Annotated in this window: 15 protein-coding genes; 11 read left to right on the top strand and 4 right to left on the bottom strand. The window is 70.9% G+C overall.

Annotated elements, in window-relative coordinates; all coding sequences use genetic code 11:
• From AB5G72_RS12805 to AB5G72_RS12790, 4 genes are read left to right on the top strand one after another with little or no spacing between them, the layout of a single operon-like run.
• A complete protein-coding gene (locus tag AB5G72_RS12805; RefSeq protein ID WP_120284093.1) occupies positions 1–576 on the top strand; it encodes a nuclear transport factor 2 family protein in 576 nt (191 codons plus the stop codon).
• Positions 577–581: 5 nt separating this feature from the next.
• A complete protein-coding gene (locus AB5G72_RS12800; RefSeq protein WP_440220016.1) occupies positions 582–1,856 on the top strand; it encodes a hypothetical protein in 1,275 nt (424 codons plus the stop codon).
• Between the two features lie 58 nt (positions 1,857–1,914).
• Positions 1,915–3,555 (top strand): AMP-binding protein, encoded by a 1,641-nt coding sequence (locus AB5G72_RS12795; protein WP_317468683.1) that lies wholly within the window; start codon positions 1,915–1,917, stop codon positions 3,553–3,555.
• On the top strand, positions 3,552–4,427 hold the full coding sequence (locus AB5G72_RS12790; protein WP_440220015.1) for an SDR family NAD(P)-dependent oxidoreductase: 876 nt from the start codon (positions 3,552–3,554) through the stop codon (positions 4,425–4,427). The genes AB5G72_RS12795 and AB5G72_RS12790 overlap by 4 nt, the downstream gene beginning before the upstream one ends.
• A 111-nt stretch (positions 4,428–4,538) precedes the next feature.
• Here the strand turns inward: AB5G72_RS12790 and AB5G72_RS12785 are convergent, their stop codons facing one another.
• Positions 4,539–6,275 carry an AMP-binding protein gene (locus AB5G72_RS12785; protein ID WP_317468681.1) on the bottom strand — a complete coding sequence of 579 codons (1,737 nt, stop codon included), beginning with the start codon at positions 6,273–6,275 and terminating at the stop codon, positions 4,539–4,541.
• A gap of 208 nt (positions 6,276–6,483) precedes the next feature.
• Here AB5G72_RS12785 and AB5G72_RS12780 point away from each other — a divergent pair, with 208 nt between their 5' ends.
• From AB5G72_RS12780 to AB5G72_RS12765, 4 genes are read left to right on the top strand one after another with little or no spacing between them, the layout of a single operon-like run.
• On the top strand, positions 6,484–8,010 hold the full coding sequence (locus AB5G72_RS12780; RefSeq protein WP_096907056.1) for a CoA-acylating methylmalonate-semialdehyde dehydrogenase: 1,527 nt from the start codon (positions 6,484–6,486) through the stop codon (positions 8,008–8,010).
• A gap of 27 nt (positions 8,011–8,037) precedes the next feature.
• Positions 8,038–9,201, top strand: a complete 1,164-nt coding sequence (locus AB5G72_RS12775; RefSeq protein ID WP_440220014.1) for an acyl-CoA dehydrogenase family protein — start codon at positions 8,038–8,040, stop codon at positions 9,199–9,201.
• Between the two features lie 2 nt (positions 9,202–9,203).
• Entirely contained in the window at positions 9,204–10,100 is an 897-nt protein-coding gene (mmsB, locus tag AB5G72_RS12770; RefSeq protein ID WP_396444299.1) for a 3-hydroxyisobutyrate dehydrogenase, read from the top strand.
• Positions 10,101–10,125: 25 nt separating this feature from the next.
• Positions 10,126–10,989 (top strand): LuxR C-terminal-related transcriptional regulator, encoded by an 864-nt coding sequence (locus AB5G72_RS12765; RefSeq protein ID WP_256820776.1) that lies wholly within the window; start codon positions 10,126–10,128, stop codon positions 10,987–10,989.
• A gap of 48 nt (positions 10,990–11,037) precedes the next feature.
• On the opposite strand, the gene AB5G72_RS12760 is transcribed toward AB5G72_RS12765, so the two are convergent.
• Positions 11,038–12,207, bottom strand: coding sequence for a cytochrome P450 (locus tag AB5G72_RS12760; RefSeq protein ID WP_440220013.1), 1,170 nt, complete (start codon positions 12,205–12,207; stop codon positions 11,038–11,040).
• 390 nt (positions 12,208–12,597) lie between these two features.
• Between AB5G72_RS12760 and AB5G72_RS12755 the strand changes: the two genes are divergently transcribed.
• Entirely contained in the window at positions 12,598–14,073 is a 1,476-nt protein-coding gene (locus AB5G72_RS12755) for an MFS transporter (RefSeq protein ID WP_120284079.1), read from the top strand.
• A gap of 176 nt (positions 14,074–14,249) precedes the next feature.
• On the opposite strand, the gene AB5G72_RS12750 is transcribed toward AB5G72_RS12755, so the two are convergent.
• A complete protein-coding gene (locus tag AB5G72_RS12750) occupies positions 14,250–14,756 on the bottom strand; it encodes a MarR family winged helix-turn-helix transcriptional regulator (RefSeq protein ID WP_440220012.1) in 507 nt (168 codons plus the stop codon).
• Between the two features lie 158 nt (positions 14,757–14,914).
• On the opposite strand from AB5G72_RS12750, the gene AB5G72_RS12745 reads away from it, so the two are divergent.
• Positions 14,915–16,465 carry a succinate CoA transferase gene (locus AB5G72_RS12745; RefSeq protein WP_154828553.1) on the top strand — a complete coding sequence of 517 codons (1,551 nt, stop codon included), beginning with the start codon at positions 14,915–14,917 and terminating at the stop codon, positions 16,463–16,465.
• Positions 16,466–16,501: 36 nt separating this feature from the next.
• Entirely contained in the window at positions 16,502–17,911 is a 1,410-nt protein-coding gene (locus AB5G72_RS12740) for an acyclic terpene utilization AtuA family protein (protein ID WP_440220011.1), read from the top strand.
• 48 nt (positions 17,912–17,959) lie between these two features.
• Here the strand turns inward: AB5G72_RS12740 and AB5G72_RS12735 are convergent, their stop codons facing one another.
• Positions 17,960–19,567, bottom strand: coding sequence for a class I adenylate-forming enzyme family protein (locus tag AB5G72_RS12735; protein ID WP_440220010.1), 1,608 nt, complete (start codon positions 19,565–19,567; stop codon positions 17,960–17,962).
• Positions 19,568–19,593: the final 26 nt, after the last annotated feature.

Genomic DNA, 19,593 nt, shown 5'->3' with positions numbered 1-19,593 from the left:
GTGACCCGATACGACCGCGCCGAGATCGCCGAGTTCGTACAGCGCTGGATCGAGGCCAACGCGGTGTGTGAGCGCAACAAGGACTGGACGCCGCTGGCCGACTTCTACGCCGAGGACGCCACCTACGGGTGGAACTACGGCACCAAGGACGACTTCATGGCGGTCGGCCGCGACGAGATCCGCGACATCGCGCTCGGGCAGGAGATGGCCGGACTCGACGGTTGGGAGTACCCGTACATCCGCACGATCATCGACCCGGAGACCGGGGACGTGTTGTGCCTGTGGAAGCAGATCGCGCGCGACACGGTGGACCCGAAGACGGGCGAGCCGTACGAGGTCCACGGGTTGGGCGGATCCTGGTTCCTCTACAACGGGAACCAGCAGTGGGCGTGGCACCGCGACTTCTTCGACTTCGGCAACGTCGTCGACCTGTTCATGCGCATGTACGAGGCGGACGCCTTGACCGACTCCATGAAGCAGCGGTTCGAGGCGGCCGGAGACAAGCCGGCGGGCTGGTACCGCATCGAGGACAGCCCGGCACCGCTGTGGCCCGTCTCCTCCCCGGACGAGGTCTGAGTCCCGTGAGCAACTCCTCGCCGCGCGATCCCCTCGAGGCCCGCGACCACGCCACCCTGGCCCGGCTGCTCCCCGACCTGCTGCTCATCGGTCAGCTCATCGACCGCGCGGGGATGCCCGCGCTCCTCGGCGAGTTCGGCGTCGACGGGATGCGCGACGTGGCGATCGAGGAGTGGCAGGCCGCCAGCCCGCACTACACCCGCCGCATGAAGGCGGCCCTGGCGATCGAGGGCGACGGCGTCGCCGAGATCTTCAAGGGCTTCCAGCTGGACGTGGGCGCCCCGCCGGAGTTCATGGACTTCCGCTACTCGGTGGCCGATCACGACCACGGCGAGTTCTGGCTGGACCACTGCGGCGCCCTCATGGACGTCGAGCCGATGGGGGACCGGCTGGTGACCACGATGTGTCACGACATCGAGGACCCCACGTTCCCGGCCACGGCGCTGGCCACCAACCCGCGCGCCGTGGTCGAACCGATCCACCGCCCGCCGCGCAGCCCCGAAGGCCGTAGCCCGCACTGCCACTGGACGGTGCGGATCGACCCGGACGCGGAGCCGGCCACGCTGCCTGAGCCGGCGGTCGAGGCGGCCTCCAGCCGGCTGATCGACTTCACCTTCCCCGCCCCGGCGCCGCGGGACACCACCGGTCAGGGAGACCTCGACGACTACGCCGGGCCGCTCCTGACCGACCTGGTCTTCTCCGGGTTCACCTCGGCCGCGCTCGTCCGGATCACCCGCGAGGTCTATCTCCAGATGCACCTGCTCGCCGTCGGTTTCCACCAGTCGGTGCGGCGTCGGTCGGACACCGAGACGGCGGACCGGCTCCTCGCCTACCAGGCCACCGGCATCGCCGGTGTCGCGGCGGGACGGATCCGCGAGGTCCTGGGCGTGGGCCCCGACGCGCTCGGCCTCGCCGCGGTACTCGACGTGCACCCTCTCGCCGGGCCCACCGCTTACACCGGCTTCTCGTCGGAGGTGTCCGCGGACGGTACCGAGCTGACGGTCCGCTGGGACACCGCCGCCGACGGGTTCGCCGACGACACCTGGCTCCCGCTGCTCGCCCGGGACGGGCTCCGGCCCCTCGCCGCCGCCGCGCAGGCGGTCGACCCGCACTGGACCGTGGAGCGAGTCCCGACGGACGGCTCGCACGTGGAGGCGGTCCTGCGGTTGGGCGACGAGCCGGCCACGGAGGGCGAGGAGGTCGCCGTCACCCGCATCAGCACCGGCGCGGCGTTCACCTTCGGACCCACCCGCACCCCGCTCCCCATCACCCCCGTCTGAACCGACCCCACCCGACGAGTCCGCTCCACCCGAGTAGCCCGCCCCGGAGGACCCCGCAATGGCACACACCCTGGCAGATCTCTTCGAGCACGCGGTCGACGCGTACGGACGCGACCGGCTCGCGGTGGTGGAGGACGACCGCCGGCTCACGTACGCGGACCTGGAGGCCGAGGCCAATCGGTGGGCGGACGGGCTGGCCTCCCGGGGGGTGGGTCCCGGCGATCACGTGGCGATCCACCTGCGCAACGGGGTGGACTGCATCGCGCTGTTCCTCGGCGTCCTCAAACTCCGCGCCGTGCCCGTCAGCATCAACTACCGCTACGCGGGATCCGAGCTGGGGTACCTGTACGACTACTCCGACTCCTGCGCCCTGGTCTTCCACCGCGAGTTCACCCCGGCTGTGGCGGGTGCGGTCGGGGACGCGGAGCGGCTGCGTCACCTCATCGTGCTCGAGGACGGATCCGGGGCGGGGGAGCTGCCGGCCGGCACGCTCGACGCCCGGGAGCTCCTCGCCGCGGCCTCGCCGGACCGGGCGCCGGTGGAACGCAGCGCGGACGACCTCTTCCTCGTCTTCACGGGCGGTACCACCGGCAAGCCGAAGGGCGTGATGTGGCGCCAGGAGGACCTGTGGCGCAGTCTCGGCGGGGGCAGCGACTACTACACCGGGGAGCCGGTGCCCGACGAGTACCACCAATCCCGTGCCGGCCTGGGCGGGGACCCCGCGCGCTACCTCGTGCTGCTCCCTCTCATCCACACCTCCGGGCTCATGCCCTCGTTCACCGCGCTGTTCTCCGGGGGTACGTGCCACTACCTGCCGCACTTCCGGGCGGACGACGTGCTCGAGGAGATCGAGAGCGAGAAGATCCAGATCGTCGTCCTCGCCGGCGACGCCATGGTGCGGCCGATGCTCGAACGGATGCGCGGCACCGGTGCGGACACCTCGAGCGTGTTCATGGTCAGCTCCGGCGCCGCCCTGTTCTCGCCGGCGGTCAAGGCCGAGCTCTTCGAGCTGCGCCCCGATCTCATGATCATGGACGCGTTCGGGTCCTCCGAGAGCGGCTTCGGCGGACTGGGGGTCGTGACGAAGGCGAACGTCGACGACGGATCGCTGTTCACCGACCACGGCCCCCGCATCCCACGCGGTAGCGGCCTGCAACTGGTCGACGACTTCGACGAGCCGCTGCCCGACGACTCCACCGAGATCGGCTGGATCGTCAAGGCGGGTTACCAGCCCAGTGGCTACTACAAGGACGCCGCCAAGTCGGCCGAGACGTTCCGCGAGATCGCAGGGACCCGGCGGGTGTTCACCGGCGACCGCGGCAGGTACGACGGCCCGGACACGATCATCATGCTCGGCCGGGGCAGCCAGGTGATCAACTCCGGTGGCGAGAAGATCTTCGCCGAGGAGGTCGAGTCGGCGCTCAAGGCCGCCGAGGGCGTGCAGGACGCCGTGGCGCTGGGCGTGCCCGACGAGCGGTTCGGCCACCGGGTCGGGGCGGTGCTCCAGTGGGATGACGGCCACACCGGGGACTTCGCAGCCCTGGAGGAGGCGCTGCGCGCGACCCTGGCAGGGTTCAAGATCCCGGTCGCGTTCTGGGTCGTCGACAAGGTGGAGCGGCACCCCAGCAGCAAGACGGACTACGGGTGGGCCAAGCGGACCCTCGCCGCCCGTGGACCCGACCACGACCGCCGGCAGTGACCGCGCTCCACCTGGGCGGGCGGGCGTACGCCGTCACCGGATCCTCTCGCGGGATCGGGGCCGCGGTGGCCGAGGACCTGGCGGCCCGGGGTGCGGACGTCGTGCTCAACGGCCGGGATCCACGGGCGCTGGCCGAGCAGGTCGACGACCTCGCGGCACGGTCGGCCGGCCGGATCCGCGGCGTCGCCGGGTCGGCGCACGAGCCCGCCGTCGCCGAGGAGCTGCTCGCCCGGGCGAGGGAGGGGGACTCGGTCGTGGGCGGGCTCATCACGTGCGCCGGGGTGCCCGAACCGGCGGGGTCGTCGATCCTCAGGGTGTCCCACGCCGACTTCGCCGACCTCATCGACGCCCACCTGGGCACGGTGTTCGCCCCCTGTCGCGTCTTCGCGCCACACCTGGTGGAGGCGGGAACTGGTGCGATCGTCACCACGTCGTCGTTCGCCTGGAAGGGCGACTACGGAGGGACCGGCTACCCGGCGGGCAAGGGCGCCGTCACCTCACTCACCATGGCGATCGCGGCGGAACTGGCCGAGCACGGGGTCCGGGCGAACGTCGTGTGCCCCGGCGCGCGCACCCGTCTGTCCAGTGGTGAGGCCTACGAGGAGCAGATCCGGGACCTGGGGCGCCGGGGAATGCTCGACGAGCTGAGTGTGGCCGGGGCACTGGACCCGGCGGGCCCGGAGTACGTCGCACCCCTCTACACCTATCTCGTCTCCGACCTCTCCGCGGGGATCACCGGGGGCGTCTTCGCCGGATCGGGCGGCTTCGTCGGACGATTCCCCACGCCGGAGGCGCAGATCCTGGCGTACCGCGATTTCCACTCGCATGCGCCGTGGACGCCCGAGGAGATCGACGGCCTCCTCCGGACGTGAGCCGCCTCGGGACCCGCGTCGCGTGGCGGCCGCCCGCGGACCGCGCACCGGACGGGGACGACCACCTCGTCGTCGTCGCCCGTCCTCGCACGCCCCGGACGGCGTCCACCGTCAGCGCAGTGCGTCCTCGCGGAACTCACCGGGGAAGTCCACCGACGGACCGTTGTCGACCTCGCCGCGGCGCAGCTCCACCCGCCTGATCTTGCCGGAGATTGTCTTGGGCAGGTCGGTGAACTGCAGGCGCCGGACCCGCTTGTAGCCGGCCAGGTGGGTGCGCGAGTACTCGAAGATCTCGCGCGCCGTGGCCTCGGTGGGCTCCCAGCCGCCGGCCAGGACGACGAAGGCCTTGGGCACGCTCAGCCGCACCGGGTCAGGGGAGGGGACGACGGCGGCCTCGGCGACGGCCGGGTGCTCGAGCAGCACCGATTCCAGCTCGAACGGCGAGATCCGGTAGTCGGAGGACTTGAACACGTCGTCGGTGCGCCCGACGTAGGTGATGTAGCCCTCCGCGTCGCGGGACCCCACGTCGCCGGTGTGGTAGAAGCCGTCCGCGTAGGCGGCGTCGGTGCGCTCGGCATCACCGTGGTAACCGACCATCAGTCCAAGCGGGCGGGGATCGAGGCGCAGGCAGATCTCGCCCTCCGCGCCGTCGCCGGCGAGCTCCCGACCGGTGGCCGGGTCGACCAGCACCACGTCGAAGCCGGGGCACGGGCGGCCCATCGAGCCGTCCTTGATGGGCTGGCCCGGGGTGTTGGCGATCTGCACGGTGGTCTCGGTCTGGCCGAACCCGTCGCGGATCGTCACCCCCCACGCGTCCCGGACCCGACCGATGACCTCGGGGTTGAGCGGCTCGCCGGCGCCCACCGCCAGGCGGGGCGGGACCTGCAGCTGGGTCAGGTCGGCCTGGATGAGCATTCGCCACACGGTCGGGGGGCAGCACAGGCTCGTCACGCCGCAGCGGTCCATCTCGCGCATCATCGCCGCGGCGTCGAAGCGCGAGTAGTTGTAGATGAACACGCACGACCCGGCGATCCACGGGGTGAAGACGTTCGACCAGGCGTGCTTGGCCCAGCCGGGGGAGGAGACGTTGAGGTGGACGTCGCCGGGCTGGAGGCCGATCCAGTACATGGTCGACAGGTGGCCCGCCGGGTAGGAGGCGTGCGTGTGCTCGACGAGCTTGGGCTTGCTGGTGGTGCCGGAGGTGAAGTACAGCAGCAGGGTGTCGTCGGCGTGGGTGGTGTGGGTCGGTTCGAAGTCGGGGGAGGCGTCCATCGCTCCGGCCAGGTCGGTCCAGCCCTCCGGCGCGCCACCCCGCTCGTCCCCGCCGACGGAGATGCGCTGGTAGTCACCGGAGATGTCGGCGAAGCGCTCGGCCAGCTCGCCGCGCGCGATGACGTGCTTGATGCCGCCGCGCGCGATGCGGTCCCGCAGGTCGCCCTCGGCGAGCAGCGTGGTGGCGGGGATGACCACGGCACCGAGCTTGATCACCGCCAGCATGACGTCCCACAGCTCCACCTGGTTGGCCAGCATGAGCAGGATGCGGTCGCCGGGCTCGACGCCCCGCTCACGCAGCCAGTTGGCCGTCCGGTCGGACCGGACCCGCATCTCCTCGAACGAGTACTTGGCCTCGGTGGGGGCGCCGCCGCCGTCGTTCTCCTCGACGATCCACAGGGCGGGGTCGTCGTTCCCCTCGGCCTGGACGTCGAACCAGTTCAGTGCCCAGTTCCACTCGTCGAGCTCGGGCCAGGCGAATCCGTCCCGCGCGGCGTCGTAGTCCAGCGCGTGTGCCTGGAGGAAGTCGCGGGCGGCGCGGAACCGGACGGTGGCCTCGGTGGGCAGCGGGGGCATGGATGCTCCTGTCGACGGAACGTATGAGTGAGTCAGCTCACAGTAGGGCTGCCGCGAGGGCTGGCGGTACACCCGAAAGGGGAGGGTCCGGGGTCGACCGGGGCCCGGCTATGGATTACTAGGAGTTGCAAGTATATGGTGATGGGCATCACGGGACAGGGGTGAGCGGGCGAGAACAGCGCGCCGCCCCACTGAGGAAGGGACGTCCATGTCGGATCTCAGGCAGGTCGAGCACTACATCAACGGCGCGCGGGTCGCGGCCACCGGGGGGCGGAGCCAGGAGGTGCTCAACCCCAGCACGGGCAAGGCGCAGGCGGTCGTACCACTGGCCACCACGGCCGAGGTCGACGACGTCATCGCCAAGGCAGCCGCCGCGCAGAAGGCGTGGGCCGCGCAGAACCCGCAGAAGCGCGCCCGCGTGCTCATGCGGTTCGTGGACCTGGTCAACCAGAACATGGACGAGCTCGCCGAGCTGCTCGCGATCGAGCACGGCAAGACCACGCCGGACGCCAAGGGCGACATTCAGCGCGGCCTCGAGGTCGTCGAGTTCGCGATCGGCATCCCGCACCTGCTCAAGGGCGAGTTCACCGAGAACGCGGGCACCGGCGTGGACGTCTACTCCATGCGCCAGCCGCTGGGCGTCGTCGCCGGCATCACCCCGTTCAACTTTCCGGCCATGATCCCGCTGTGGAAGGCCGGCCCGGCCATCGCCTGTGGCAACGCGTTCGTCCTCAAGCCCTCCGAGCGGGATCCCTCCGTGCCGGTGCGCCTGGCCGAGCTGTTCACCGAGGCGGGCCTGCCGGACGGCATCTTCCAGGTCGTGCACGGCGACAAGGAGGCCGTGGACGCGATCCTCAACAACGACACGATCCAGGCGGTCGGCTTCGTCGGCTCCACCCCGATCGCGCAGTACATCTACTCCAGCGCCGCCCGCACCGGCAAGCGCGCCCAGTGCTTCGGCGGCGCCAAGAACCACGCGATCATCATGCCGGACGCCGACATGGACCAGGTCGCGGACGCCCTGGTCGGAGCCGGTTTCGGTTCGGCCGGCGAGCGCTGCATGGCCATCTCCGTGGCCGTCCCCGTCGGCGAGGGCACGGCCGAGGCGCTCCTCGAGAAGCTGCTGCCCAAGGTCAAGGACCTCAAGGTCGGCCACAGCCACGATCCGCAGTCCGACTACGGCCCGCTGGTGACCCCCGAGTCCAAGGCCCGGGTCCTCGACTACATCGATCAGGGCGAGAAGGCCGGCGCCGAGCTCCTCGTCGACGGTCGCGGTGTGGGTGCCTACACCGGCGAGTTCAACGGTGAGGACATCTCCGAGGGCTACTACGTCGGCCCGACGCTCATGGACAAGGTGACCCCGGACATGAGCGTCTACACCGACGAGATCTTCGGCCCCGTCCTCGTGGTGGTCCACGCCAAGGACTTCGAGGAGGCCCTCGCCCTGCCCAACGACCACGAGTACGGCAACGGCGTGGCGATCTTCACCCGCGACGGCGACGCCGCCCGTGAGTTCGTCTCCCGCGTCGAGGTCGGCATGGTCGGCGTCAACGTGCCGATCCCGGTCCCGATCGCGTACCACACCTTCGGTGGCTGGAAGAAGTCCGGATTCGGCGACCTCAACCAGCACGGCCCGGAGTCGATCAAGTTCTACTCCAAGGTCAAGACCGTCACGCAGCGCTGGCCGTCGGGCATCAAGGACGGGGCCGACTTCAACATCCCCACGATGGACTGACCGGCTCGCCCCAGGAGAGGAACACCCATGTTCACCCTTGATGACGACGACAAGGTCATCGTCGACGCCGCACGCGACTTCTCGGACAAGCGGATCGGTCCCAAGGCGCAGGAGTGGGACGAGACCCACCACTTCCCCAAGGACGTCCTCCGCGAGGCCGCCGGGATGGGCATGGGCGCGATCTATGTCTCCGAGGAGGTCGGGGGCAGCGGGATGCGTCGACTGGACGGCGTGCGGATCTTCGAGCAGCTCGCGCGCGGGTGCCCGTCGGTGGCGGCGTACCTGTCCATCCACAACATGTGCGTGTGGATGGTCGACGAGTTCGGCACCGACGAACAGCGCCGGCAGTGGATCCCCGAGCTGGCCTCGCTCGAGAAGTTCGCCAGCTACTGCCTCACCGAGCCGGGCGCCGGGTCGGACGCGGCGGCGCTGCGCACCAAGGCGGTCCGCGACGGTGACCACTACGTGCTCACCGGCACCAAGCAGTTCATCTCCGGCGGCGGCCAGTCGGACGTCTACCTGGTGATGGCGCGGACCGGGGACGCCGGGGCCAAGGGCATCTCGGCGTTCCTGGTCCCGGCCGACTCGGACGGGCTGAGCTTCGGCCCCGACGAGCGGAAGATGGGCTGGAACGCCCAGCCGACGGCGCAGGTGATCATGGAGGGCGTCCGGGTTCCGGCCGCGAACCTCATCGGCGGCGCGGACTCCGGCGGGGAGGGGCTCGGCTTCACCATCGCGATGCGCGGACTTAACGGTGGGCGCATCAACATCGCCGCCTGCTCGCTGGGTGGAGCCCAGGAGGCGTACTCGCGGGCCGTGGCCCACGTGCGGGACCGCGAGGCGTTCGGGGGTGCGCTCATCGACGAGCCGACCATCCGGTTCACCCTGGCCGAGCTGGCCACCGAGCTGGAGGCCAGTCGGCTCCTGCTGTGGCGCGCCGCCGCGGCGCTGGACGCCAAGGAGCCCGACCACGTCGAGCTGTGCGCCATGGCGAAACTCTTCGTCACCGACAGGTGCTTCGACATCGCGGACCGGTCGCTGCAGTTGTTCGGCGGCTACGGGTATCTATCCGAATACGGAATCGAGAAGATCGTGCGGGATCTGCGGGTGCACCGCATCCTTGAGGGCACGAACGAGATCATGCGTGTCGTCGTCGGCCGGGCCGTCGCCGCACGCGGACTGGGAGCGTAGGAATGTCCAACGAACTGCCGACCGTCGCCTTTCTCGGACTGGGCAACATGGGCGGTCCCATGGCCGCCAACCTGGCAGGCGCCGGCCACGAGGTCCGCGGTTTCGACCCGGTCTCCGCGGCGCAGGAGGCCGCGCGTTCGGCCGGTGTGACCGTCTGCGAGACGCCGGCCGAGGCGGTCCGCGGGGCCGGGGTCGTCATCACGATGCTCCCCAACGGCGCGCTGGTCACCTCCACCTACGAGGACGTCCTGGGGGAGGCGGAGCGGGGAACCCTGTTCATCGACTCGTCCACCATCTCGGTCGACGACGCCCGGGCGGTGCACGCCAAGGCCGTCGAGGCGGGGATGCTCCAGGTGGACGCCCCGGTCTCCGGCGGTGTCAAGGGCGCGACCGCGGGGACGCTGGCGTTCATGGTGGGCGGCGAGGACGAGGCGTTCGCCGCCGCGCAGCCGGTGCTCGAGCCCATGGCGGGCAAGGTCATCCACTGCGGCGCGGCGGGGGCCGGTCAGGCCGCCAAGGTCTGCAACAACATGGTGCTGGCCGTGCACCAGATCGCGATCGGCGAGGCGTTCGTGCTCGCCGAGCGGTTGGGGCTCGAGCACCAGGCCCTGTACGACGTCGTCACGGGGGCGACCGGCAACAGCTGGGCGCTGCACACCAACTGCCCCGTGCCCGGCCCGGTGCCGACCTCCCCGGCGAACAACGACTTCACGCCCGGCTTCGCCACGGCCCTGATGAACAAGGACCTGGGACTGGCCCTGGCGGCGTTGGAGAGCACCGGTACGGTCGCGCCGCTCGGCGCGGCGGCCGCGGCCCTGTACGACGAGTTCGCACAGGACAACGGTGGCAAGGACTTCAGTGCCATCATCACCAGCATCCGCGATTCCGCGCGGAGCTGACCGCCTCCACTCTCGGGAGCTGACCATGACCACCCTTCGACCCAGTGATTCGGACGCCGTGCTCGGCGCCCTGCGCCGCGCGCGGCAGGAGTCCGGTCTGCCGATCGTGTTCGCCGGGCAGGCCGACGGCGAGACCGCGAAGCTCACCCGCTTCATCGGGGTCCGCACGAACTCCATGCAGGGTCTGGCCGTGGCCAAGGGCCGGGGGCTCGGGGGGCACGTCATGGCGTCCGGACGACCCGCGACGGTCCGCGACTACGAGGACTGCTCCAGCATCACCCGTGACTACGCCGATGCAGTGGAGCAGGAGGGCCTGCGGGCCATCATCTCGGTGCCGGTGATGGTCTCCGGTGTCGCGCGGACGATCCTGTACGGGTCGGCGCGGGTGGCCACGCAACTCGGCGATCAGGTCGCCAGGACGTTCAACTCGGTCGCCTCCGAGCTGGCCTCGGAATTCCAGATCAGGGACGAGGTCGACCGCCGGCTGCGGATGGCGGACCTCGCCGCCGCCGAGCACTCTGTCGGCCTGGAGACCACGGACCGCGAACAACTGCGGATCCTGCACGGCGAGCTGCGGGCGATCGCCGCGGAGCTGGGCGACCCCGCACTGCGCGACCGGCTCCTGGCAGCCGGCTCCGCCCTCGCGGGCGTGGGACGGACGCCCGATGCCGGGGACATCCCGGTGCCCGCCAAGTCCGTGCTCTCGCCTCGCGAGATCGACGTGCTGGCCCAGGTGGCGCTCGGCTGCTCGAATGCCGAGGTGGGCGCCCGATTGTCGCTCTCCCCGGAGACCATCAAGGCCTACCTGCGCAACATCGGTACCAAGCTCGGCACGCGGTCGCGGATGGAGTCCGTCGCGCGCGCCCGGCTCCTCGGCGTTCTGCCCTAAGGCGCCCCGGCGGGCCGGCAGCCCGGAACGGTGGTCCACACCGGTAGGTCACCCTGTCGCGGACTCCGGGTCCTGCCACGTCACCCGTACCCCTGTCGCGGGACGGGTGAGCATCTGCGTCCACGGGAAGGTGAGGTCGTCGGGATCCCGGCTGATGCGCACCTCCGGATGCCACAGCGCGGCAACCGCGGCGGACAGGGCGGCCACCGCGATCTTCTCACCAGGGCACCGGTGCCCGGTGCGTACCCCCGCCCCGCCCTGCGGAACGAACGCCTCGAGTTGCTCGACGTCATCGACCCCCATGAACCTGCCGGGGTCGAACGTCGTGGGGTCGTCCCAGTGATGGGGGTCGGTATCGGTGCCGAGGAGGTCCAACAGGACCCGTTCGCCTCTGTGCACCGGGCATCCGTGCACTTCGAAGTCCGAGGTGGCCATCGCCGGCAGCATCGGTACGAACGGGTAGACTCGCCGGACCTCATGGGCGAACGCGACGGCCTCCGGGATGTCGGAGAGGCGACCCGCGGCCGACGAGGCCTCGCGGATCCGGTCGGCCCACCCCGGGTTCTCCGTCAGTGCCACAGCCGCGAACGCGGCGAACCGCGCCACCGCCACCGTCGGGCGGGTGAGGTTCTGCAGCTCGACGGCGGCGGTGCGGTCGTCGACCAGAGCTCCGTCGGTGCCCCGTAGGTCGGCCATGGCCGCCAGCACGGAGCCGGGCTCGGCGCGCACCCGGCCGGACCGTACGGCGCGGATGAGGCCGGTGGCCCAGCGGTCCAGTCGGAGGCGCTCGAACTCGGCGACCGGGTTGGTAGCGACCTTCCCGAACGTGTCGAGCAGCCTGCTCATCTGTCGGGCCCGGCGATCGGCTTCCGACGGCGTGAGCGGCAGGCCCGCCCAGCGGAACGCCGCCCGGCCGAACGCCGTCGAGGTGTCGCCGTACACCGTGCCGGTCCCGCTGCGCGCCCAGTCGCCGAGCATCCCCTCGAGCTCATCGGCGACCAGCTCGGAGAACCGTGCGGCGCGCTCGTCGTCGTAGGCCAAGTCGGCGAGTGCGTTCTTGCGTACCTCGTGCGCGCGGCCGTCGAGTCCGTGGACGGCGCCTGGTCCGAAGAGGGGGAACCGGATGAACCCGGGCATGGCGCCGTCGCGCTCGACCTTGTAGCCGTTGTAGAAGCTCGAGAGCCCTCCGCACCCCGCAGCAGGTCCGCGGCATCCCACGAGCCGCAGTCGGACCGGGGCCTACGAACCGAGGGAGACCCCGCTCGTTGTCGTACCCGCGAGGCGGAGAGCTATACGGACTGGTGGGAAGTCGAGGGCTGGTCGCTGAGCACTCGTGGGGGGAGGGGGCCGGAGCATCGGGCGCGCTTCTTCGGGCTGGTTGTCGGCGTCTCGCTCGTCTTCCGAGGGACATTCGCGGCGGTGCGCTTCCGGTCCCGCGGTGCCTGGGTCGCCCGGCCACTACGTGATCCGGATCACCGACCATCCACTTTCGGGTGTATCGGGTGTGGCGCCAGTCACATACCTTTTCCTCAATCGACGTTCACTCGTCGGGGAACACGTCCCGCGCCAGGGCCCCCCACCCGGCGCCCCACGAGACTTGGAGTTGTCTTGACAGTCACGAACCTCCCCGCTGGGGGTACGGCGCCACAGTCGCCGAACCCGTCAGCGGAGCCCAAGAAGACCTCGCTCACGAAGGTGGCGGCGGCCTCCTCGATCGGAACGACGATCGAGTGGTACGACTTCTTCATCTACGGCACCGCCGCGGCGCTGGTCTTCCCGACTCTGTTCTTCCCAGGCCAGGATGCGGCGGCGGCGACGCTCTCGTCGTTCGCGACCTTCGCGGTCGCCTTCTTCGCGCGCCCGGTCGGCGCCGCGCTCTTCGGCCACTTCGGCGACCGCATCGGTCGTAAGCGCACGCTGGTGTGGACGCTGATGATCATGGGCGTCGCCACCGTGTTCATCGGGCTGCTGCCCGGGTACGGCACCGGCGCGTTCGGAATGTTCGAGGGCGGTATCGGCATCTGGGCCCCGACCCTCCTCGTGGTCTGCCGGTTCTTCCAGGGCTTCGCGGTCGGCGGCGAGTGGGCGGGCGCGACGTTGCTCACCGCGGAGTACGCACCCCAGGGCAAGCGCGGGATGATGGGCATGTGGCCCCAGCTCGGTGTGGCCTTCGCGTTCTTCCTCTCTTCGGGGACGTTCCTCCTCTTCTCCCTGATCGCCGGCGACGGCGCCGACGTCGACAGCCCGTTCATGCAGTACGGCTGGCGCATCCCGTTCCTGCTCTCCGCCGTCCTCGTCCTGATCGGGCTGTGGATCCGCATCTCGATCGAGGAGACCCCGGTCTTCCGTCAGACGCAGGAGCGTCAGGCCAGGGAGGCCGCCGCGACCGAGGCCGCCGACAAGGCCGCGAACCGGGCCCCGGCCCCCAAGACGCTGCCGTTCGCCGACGCGATCCGCCACCAGTGGAAGGAGATCCTCATCGCCGGTGGCGCGCTCACCTCGCTGTTCTCCCTCTTCTACATGGGCACCTCGTTCCTCACGAACTACGCCACCAAGAACCTCGAGCACACGCGGCCCTTCGTCCTCGGCATGGGCATGCTCGCCGCCCTGATCTTCGGTGCCGCCATCGCACTGTCCGCCATGTACTCGGACCGGATCGGCCGCAAGAAGGTCATCGGCACCTCGGTGGCGCTGGCCGTGGTCTGGACGCTGTTCGTCTTCCCCATCCTCGACACCGGGTCGCCGATCGCGTTCGCAGTGGTCCTCTTCGTCACGCTGATCATCTTCGGTATCGCCTACGGTCCGGCCGGCGCGCTCCTGCCCGAGTTGTTCCAGGCCCGCTACCGCTACACCGGTGCCGGCCTCGGGTACAACCTCGCCGGCATCCTCGGTGGCGCACTGCCCCCGCTGGCTGCCGCCGCCATGGTCGCCGCGGGCAACACGCTCGGTGTCGGAATCATGCTCTCGCTGCTGTCCGCCATGTCCATGCTCTGCGTGGTGGCCATGACCGAGTCAAGCAAGAATGAGATGCACGCGGATTCCGAGATCACCGAGGACCGCGTCCTCGCCACCGAGGTGCCCTGACCCGCACCTGACGGGACCGGGGGCTCACAGCCCCGAGCGGATCCGTCCCACGAACAGCCGCGCCCGGCCCCACCCGAGAGGGGCCGGGCGCGGTGTCGTGTCCGGGGTCCGGCGATCGCCACGGGCACACCGACCGGCGGTGGCGGGGAGCGGCCCTCCCGGCCGGGCCGGGTCGGTCAGAAGTCGCCGGCGGACCGGCGCAGCGCGGCGATGGCCTCGATGAGCGCCACCTGATCGTCCTCGTCCATCCCCGGGTCGGCGAACACGCCGGAGTTCAGCGCCGCGGTCGCCTCGGCCACCACCTGTCTGCCCTCGGCCGTGATCTCCACGAGGGTCGTCCGCCCGTCCGTCGGATGCGGCCGTCGCTCCACGAGGCCCGCGTCGAGGAGGCGCTTCATGGCGCTGGTGACGCTGGTGACGTGCACCTGGAGGCGCTCTGAGGCCTTGGTGATGGGCAGCGCCCCGGAGCGGGAGAAGGCCAGCAGTCGGAGGAGTTCGTAGCGGGGGAACGACAGGTTCCACGGACGCAGGGTGTCTTCGACCCGGGCCAACAGGATCTGGTGGGCCCGCATCACCGAGGTCACGACCGTCATCCCCTGGGCAGCGTCCGCCCACCCCTCGCGCTCCCAGTTGGCGCGCGCCTGGTCGATGCGGTCGGGGATCGGTGCGGTCCTGGGGGACAAGGGTTCACTCCTGGCGGACGCGGCGGGGTTGAACGGCCGAGTCTATCCGCCCGGACCCCGTCCGACCGGAGACCTGCGGAGATCGGAGCGGCACCGAGTGGGGGTGATCACGTCTTCGTAGAAAATGGAATTTCCGACACCGGCGATAGGCTCCGCGTATGAGCACCTCCGTCCAGCAGCGGGGCACCGCGTACGACCCCTCACGCATCCGCCATCCCCACTTCCGGGGACTGGTCACCGACGCGGCCTCCGCTGTGGATCAGATCGCCGATGGTGACACGGTGGCGATCAGCGGGTTCGCCAGCGCGGGCACGCCCAAGGCCTTCGCGCCGGCCCTGGCCGAGCGCATCCGTTCGGTACGGGCGGCAGGTGGCAGGCTCTCCGTCAACCTGCTCACCGGTGCATCGGTGGCCAGCGAGGCCGAGGCGATGCTCGCCGAGGTCGACGGGATCGCGCTGCGGATGCCGTATCAGAGCGAGCCCACGGCCCGCGGCAAGATCAACTCGGGCGAGATGGACTACGTGGACGTCCATCTGTCGCACGTGGCACAGCAGGTGTGGCAGGGCCACTACGGTGACGTGGACGTCGCGGTGGTGGAGGTCGCCGCGATCACCGAGGACGGCAAGCTCGTCCCCGCGATGTCGGTGGGCAACAACAAGACCTGGCTCGACGTGGCGGACAAGGTGATCCTCGAGGTGAACTCGTGGATCCCGGACGGCGTCGAGGGCATGCACGACATCTACTACGGCACGGCGCTCCCGCCGCAGCGCAGGCCGATCATGCTGTCGCGGGCCGACGACCGGATCGGCCAGCCGCTGCTCGAGGTGGACCCGGCCAAGGTCGTCGCCGTGGTGCCCACCGACCAGCGGGACTCCGCGAGCGCCCTGACCAAGCCGGACGCGGTGAGCGAGGCCATCGCGGGCCACGTCCTGGAGTTCTTCCACCACGAGGTCGCCGGCGGCCGGATGCCGGCGGGCAGTCTCCTCCCGCTGCAGGCGGGGATCGGCAACGTGGCCAACGCCGTCCTCGCCGGGCTGGCGGCGGGGTCGTTCTCCGATCTGACCTGCTACTCGGAGGTCATCCAGGACTCGATGCTCCAGCTCATCCGGCAGGGCACGGTCGCCCACGCCTCGGCGACCGCGTTGGCCCTGTCCGAGGACGGGCTGACCGAGTTGGTGGACAACTTCGAGCTGTACCGCGACCACATCACGCTGCGGCCGCAGGAGATCAGCAACCACCCGGAGATCGTCCGGCGACTGGGGATCGTCGGGATGAACGGCATGCTCGAGGCCGACGTCTACGGCAACGTCAACTCCACCCATGTGGGCGGGACCCGCATCATGAACGGAATCGGCGGGTCCGGCGACTTCACCCGCAACGGGTACGTGTCGATGTTCCTGAGCCCGTCCACGGCCAAGAACGGGGCCGTGTCGGCGATCGTCCCGATGGTCCCGCACGTCGACCACACGGAGCATGACGTCCAGGTGATCGTCACCGAGCACGGTCTCGCCGACCTGCGGGCGCTGAGCCCGCGCAAGCGGTCGCGCCTCGTCGTGGACCGGTGCGCCGACCCGGCCTTCCGGCCCCTCCTGCACGAGTACCTCGATCGGGCCGAGGCCCGTCCCGACGCGGGCAACACGCCGCATATCCTCGAGGACGCCTTCTCGTTCCACGCCCGCCTCGCCGCCACGGGGAGCATGCTGGGGTAGGCGCCCACCGCTGATCGACAAGGAGTCCGAGGATCGATGACGAGTACCCGAAGTCCCCTGCGCATCGGCAACGTCTCGGCGTCGCGGGCCGATCGCGCCACGGCGACGGCCGAGTTCCTCACGGCCGCGACCCTGGACGTCCTCGCGCTCGACATGCTCTCGGACGAGGCGATGCTCGAACTCGCCGGGCAGCGCGCGACGGGCGGCCCGGGTTACGAGGCGGCGGCGCTGGTCCAGATCGGCGAGTGTCTCGAGCGGCTCGGAGCCGGGGGAGTGCGGATCGTCACCAACGCCGGCGCTCTGGACCCGGAGGGGCTCGCATCCGCGCTGCGTGACCTGGCCCGCGAGGCGGGGGTCGAGCTCGCTGTGGCCAGCGTCGACTCCGGGGACGTGACGGACCGGGCGGTCGATCTGGGTCTCGGTCAGGTCGACGTCGCGACGGTGCGCCATGGGGCGTTCGGCATCTCGAGGGCGCTCGCCGCCGGTGCCGTCGTCGTCGTCACCGGGCGCGTCAGTCGCGAGGCGCTCGTCGTCGGCGCCGCGGCGGCCCACCACGGCTGGACCCCGTCCGCCCTGGACGCCCTGGCCGGATCGGTCGCGGTCGGGCACGTGCTCTCCGGTGGCCCCGGCGCGACCGGGGTCGTCGACTCCACCACCGACGTCACCCGCACCACCGATCCGGTCACCGGTGGGTATCCCATCGCCGAGATCGCCGACGACGGCTGCGCGGTCGTCACGCGCCATCCCTCGGCCTTCGGGTCGGTCACCGTCGGGACCGTCACCGACCAGCTCCTCGACGGCGTGGCCGGGGCCCGCTACGCGGCTCCCGACGTGGTGTTGCGGCTCGATTCGCTCCGCCTGGCGCAGGAGGGCACGGACCGGGTCCGTATCAGCGGGGCGCGCGGGGAGCCGGCCGCGGAGGTCGTGGCGGTGGTCGCCATGACCCGCGGGGCCCGGGAGGACCGGCGGCCCGTGCGGATCGCCCGCCCACTGGCGCAGGGGGAGTCGGGGCACTCGGTCGTCCTGCCCGACGGCGCCCGTGTCGCGGTCCCGGTGCCGGCCGAGACCGCGCCCATCGGGCCCGGGGAGTTGCCGACCCAGTGGTCCCCGGGCGCCGTCCCGGGCGGGGAACCCGTCTCCGCCGTCCTGGGCTCGGTCGCGAGCGTGCGCCGTGGCGTGGTCGGCCGCGGGGTCAACATCGCGGTGTGGACCTGGGACGACTCCGCGTTCGCCTGGCTGGCCGGGGAACTCACCGTCGAGCGGATCCGTGAGCTCATCCCGGGGCTCGACGGTATGGACATCCGGCGCTACCTGCTGCCCAATCTCCGGGCGGTCAATCTCGTCGCCCGCCCGCCACGGGGCGAGGTACTGCGGCCGGGGCTCGGAGCCGACCTCGCCGCCGCCCGCCTGGAGATCCCCGGCGAGCTCCTGGAGGTCGGCCCCTGACCCGGTGTCGACCCCTGACCGAGGTGATCGGGGGCCGACTCGGCCCTGTCAGCGCGCGGTGCGCAGTTCCACCTTCCGGATCTTTCCGGTCGCCGTGCGGGGGATGGCGTCGACCACCACGACGTCGCGCGGCCGGTGCGAGGGGGAGAGCCGCTCCGCGCCGAACTCCATGACCGAGGCCTTGAGATCGGCCTCGGCCGGCGTGCCCTCGGCGGGCACCACGACCGCGATCACGAGCTCGCCCCACTTGGGGTCCGGGCGACCGACGCAGGCGACCTCCGCGACGTGCGGGTGGTCCATGAGGACCCGCTCCACGTGCAGCGAGGAGACGTTCTCGCCGCCGGACTTGACGATGTCCTTGACGCGGTCGGCGAACCACACGACCCCCTCGGAGTCGATGCGTCCCAGGTCACCGGAGTGCAGGCGGCCGCCCACGAACGCCGCGGCGTTGGCCTCGGGGTTGTTCCAGTACCCCTCCATGACGGTCGGGCCGCGGTAGACGATCTCGCCGTCCTCGCCGACGGGCATGAGCTCGGCACCGCCCGGTTCGCTGATCCGGTTCTCCGCGATCGGGGTGGGGTAGCCCCAGGAGTCGGACTTGTCCGGGTTGAGCTCGGGCCACTGCATGACGGTGGCCGGGGTGCACTCGCTCATCCCCGAGGCCAGCACCATCCTGGCGTCCGGGAGCGCGGACTCCAGGCGTCGGCGCATCTCCTCCGACATCGGGGCCATGGCGTAGAGCAGGAACCGGATCGAGGAGAGGTCGAGGCCGCGGTCGGTGCCGTCGGCTAGGGCCTCGAGCATGAGGGGCAGGCCCACCAGGTGGGTGGCGCGGACCCGGGCGACGGTGTCGGCGTACTGGACCGGGTCGAAGCCCGGCAGGAGGTGGACGGTTGCGCCCATGGTGACGGCGGACAGCAAGACCCCGTTGAGGCCGGCGGTGTGGAAGAGGGGGAGCGGGCACACGGTGACCGAGCCCTCGGCGCCCCAGTTCAGACCGAAGAGGGCCCCGTTGCCGAGCGCGGCCATGGTCACCGCGAGGTGCGAGGTGAGGACGCCCTTGGGGCGTGAGGTGGTACCGGAGGAGTAGAGGCACTGCACGACCTGACGGTCGCCGATCACCGTGTCGGGACTGGTGTCGTCGTCGGCCAGGAGGTCGTCCCACCCGATCAGTGCGGGTCCGTCGGTCGTGGCCTCGAGTCCGTCCGGGACCCCGCCGACGACGACGAGGGTCTCGACGCCGGGAATGGCGGCGGTCGCTCCGAGAACGAGTTCCACGAGTGAGCCGTGGACGACGACGATGCGCGTCCCCGAGTCGGTCAGGGCGTGTGCGATGTTCTCGAGCCCGGAAAGCAGGTTGACGGGCAACGAGACCATCCCGGCCTTGGCGGTCCCGAAGTAGGTGGCGACGAACTCGCGGCAGTTCGTGGAGAGGATCGCGACAGGTTCGGACTCGCGGATGCCGTGGGCGGCCAGCCCGTGGGCGAACCGGTTGGCGGCGGACTCGAGCTCGAGGTACGTCCACGAATCGGTGTCGTCGGTGAGGGCGGTGCGGTGAGAGAACGTGGCGGCGGCGCGGGTGGGGATGTCCCCCACGGAGCAGCGGCGGGCGAGGGCGTGATCGGTCGGGTCGATGCCGGTGGGGTCGAGTCGCACAGTGTCTCCAGGGCTCGGGGGAGGGG

Source organism: Dietzia sp. MNB45, from assembly GCF_051994785.1.
Taxonomy (GTDB): Bacteria; Actinomycetota; Actinomycetes; order Mycobacteriales; family Mycobacteriaceae; genus Dietzia; species Dietzia kunjamensis.
Note: the sequence above shows the minus strand (reverse complement) of the source record. Positions and strands in the feature narration are given on the sequence as shown.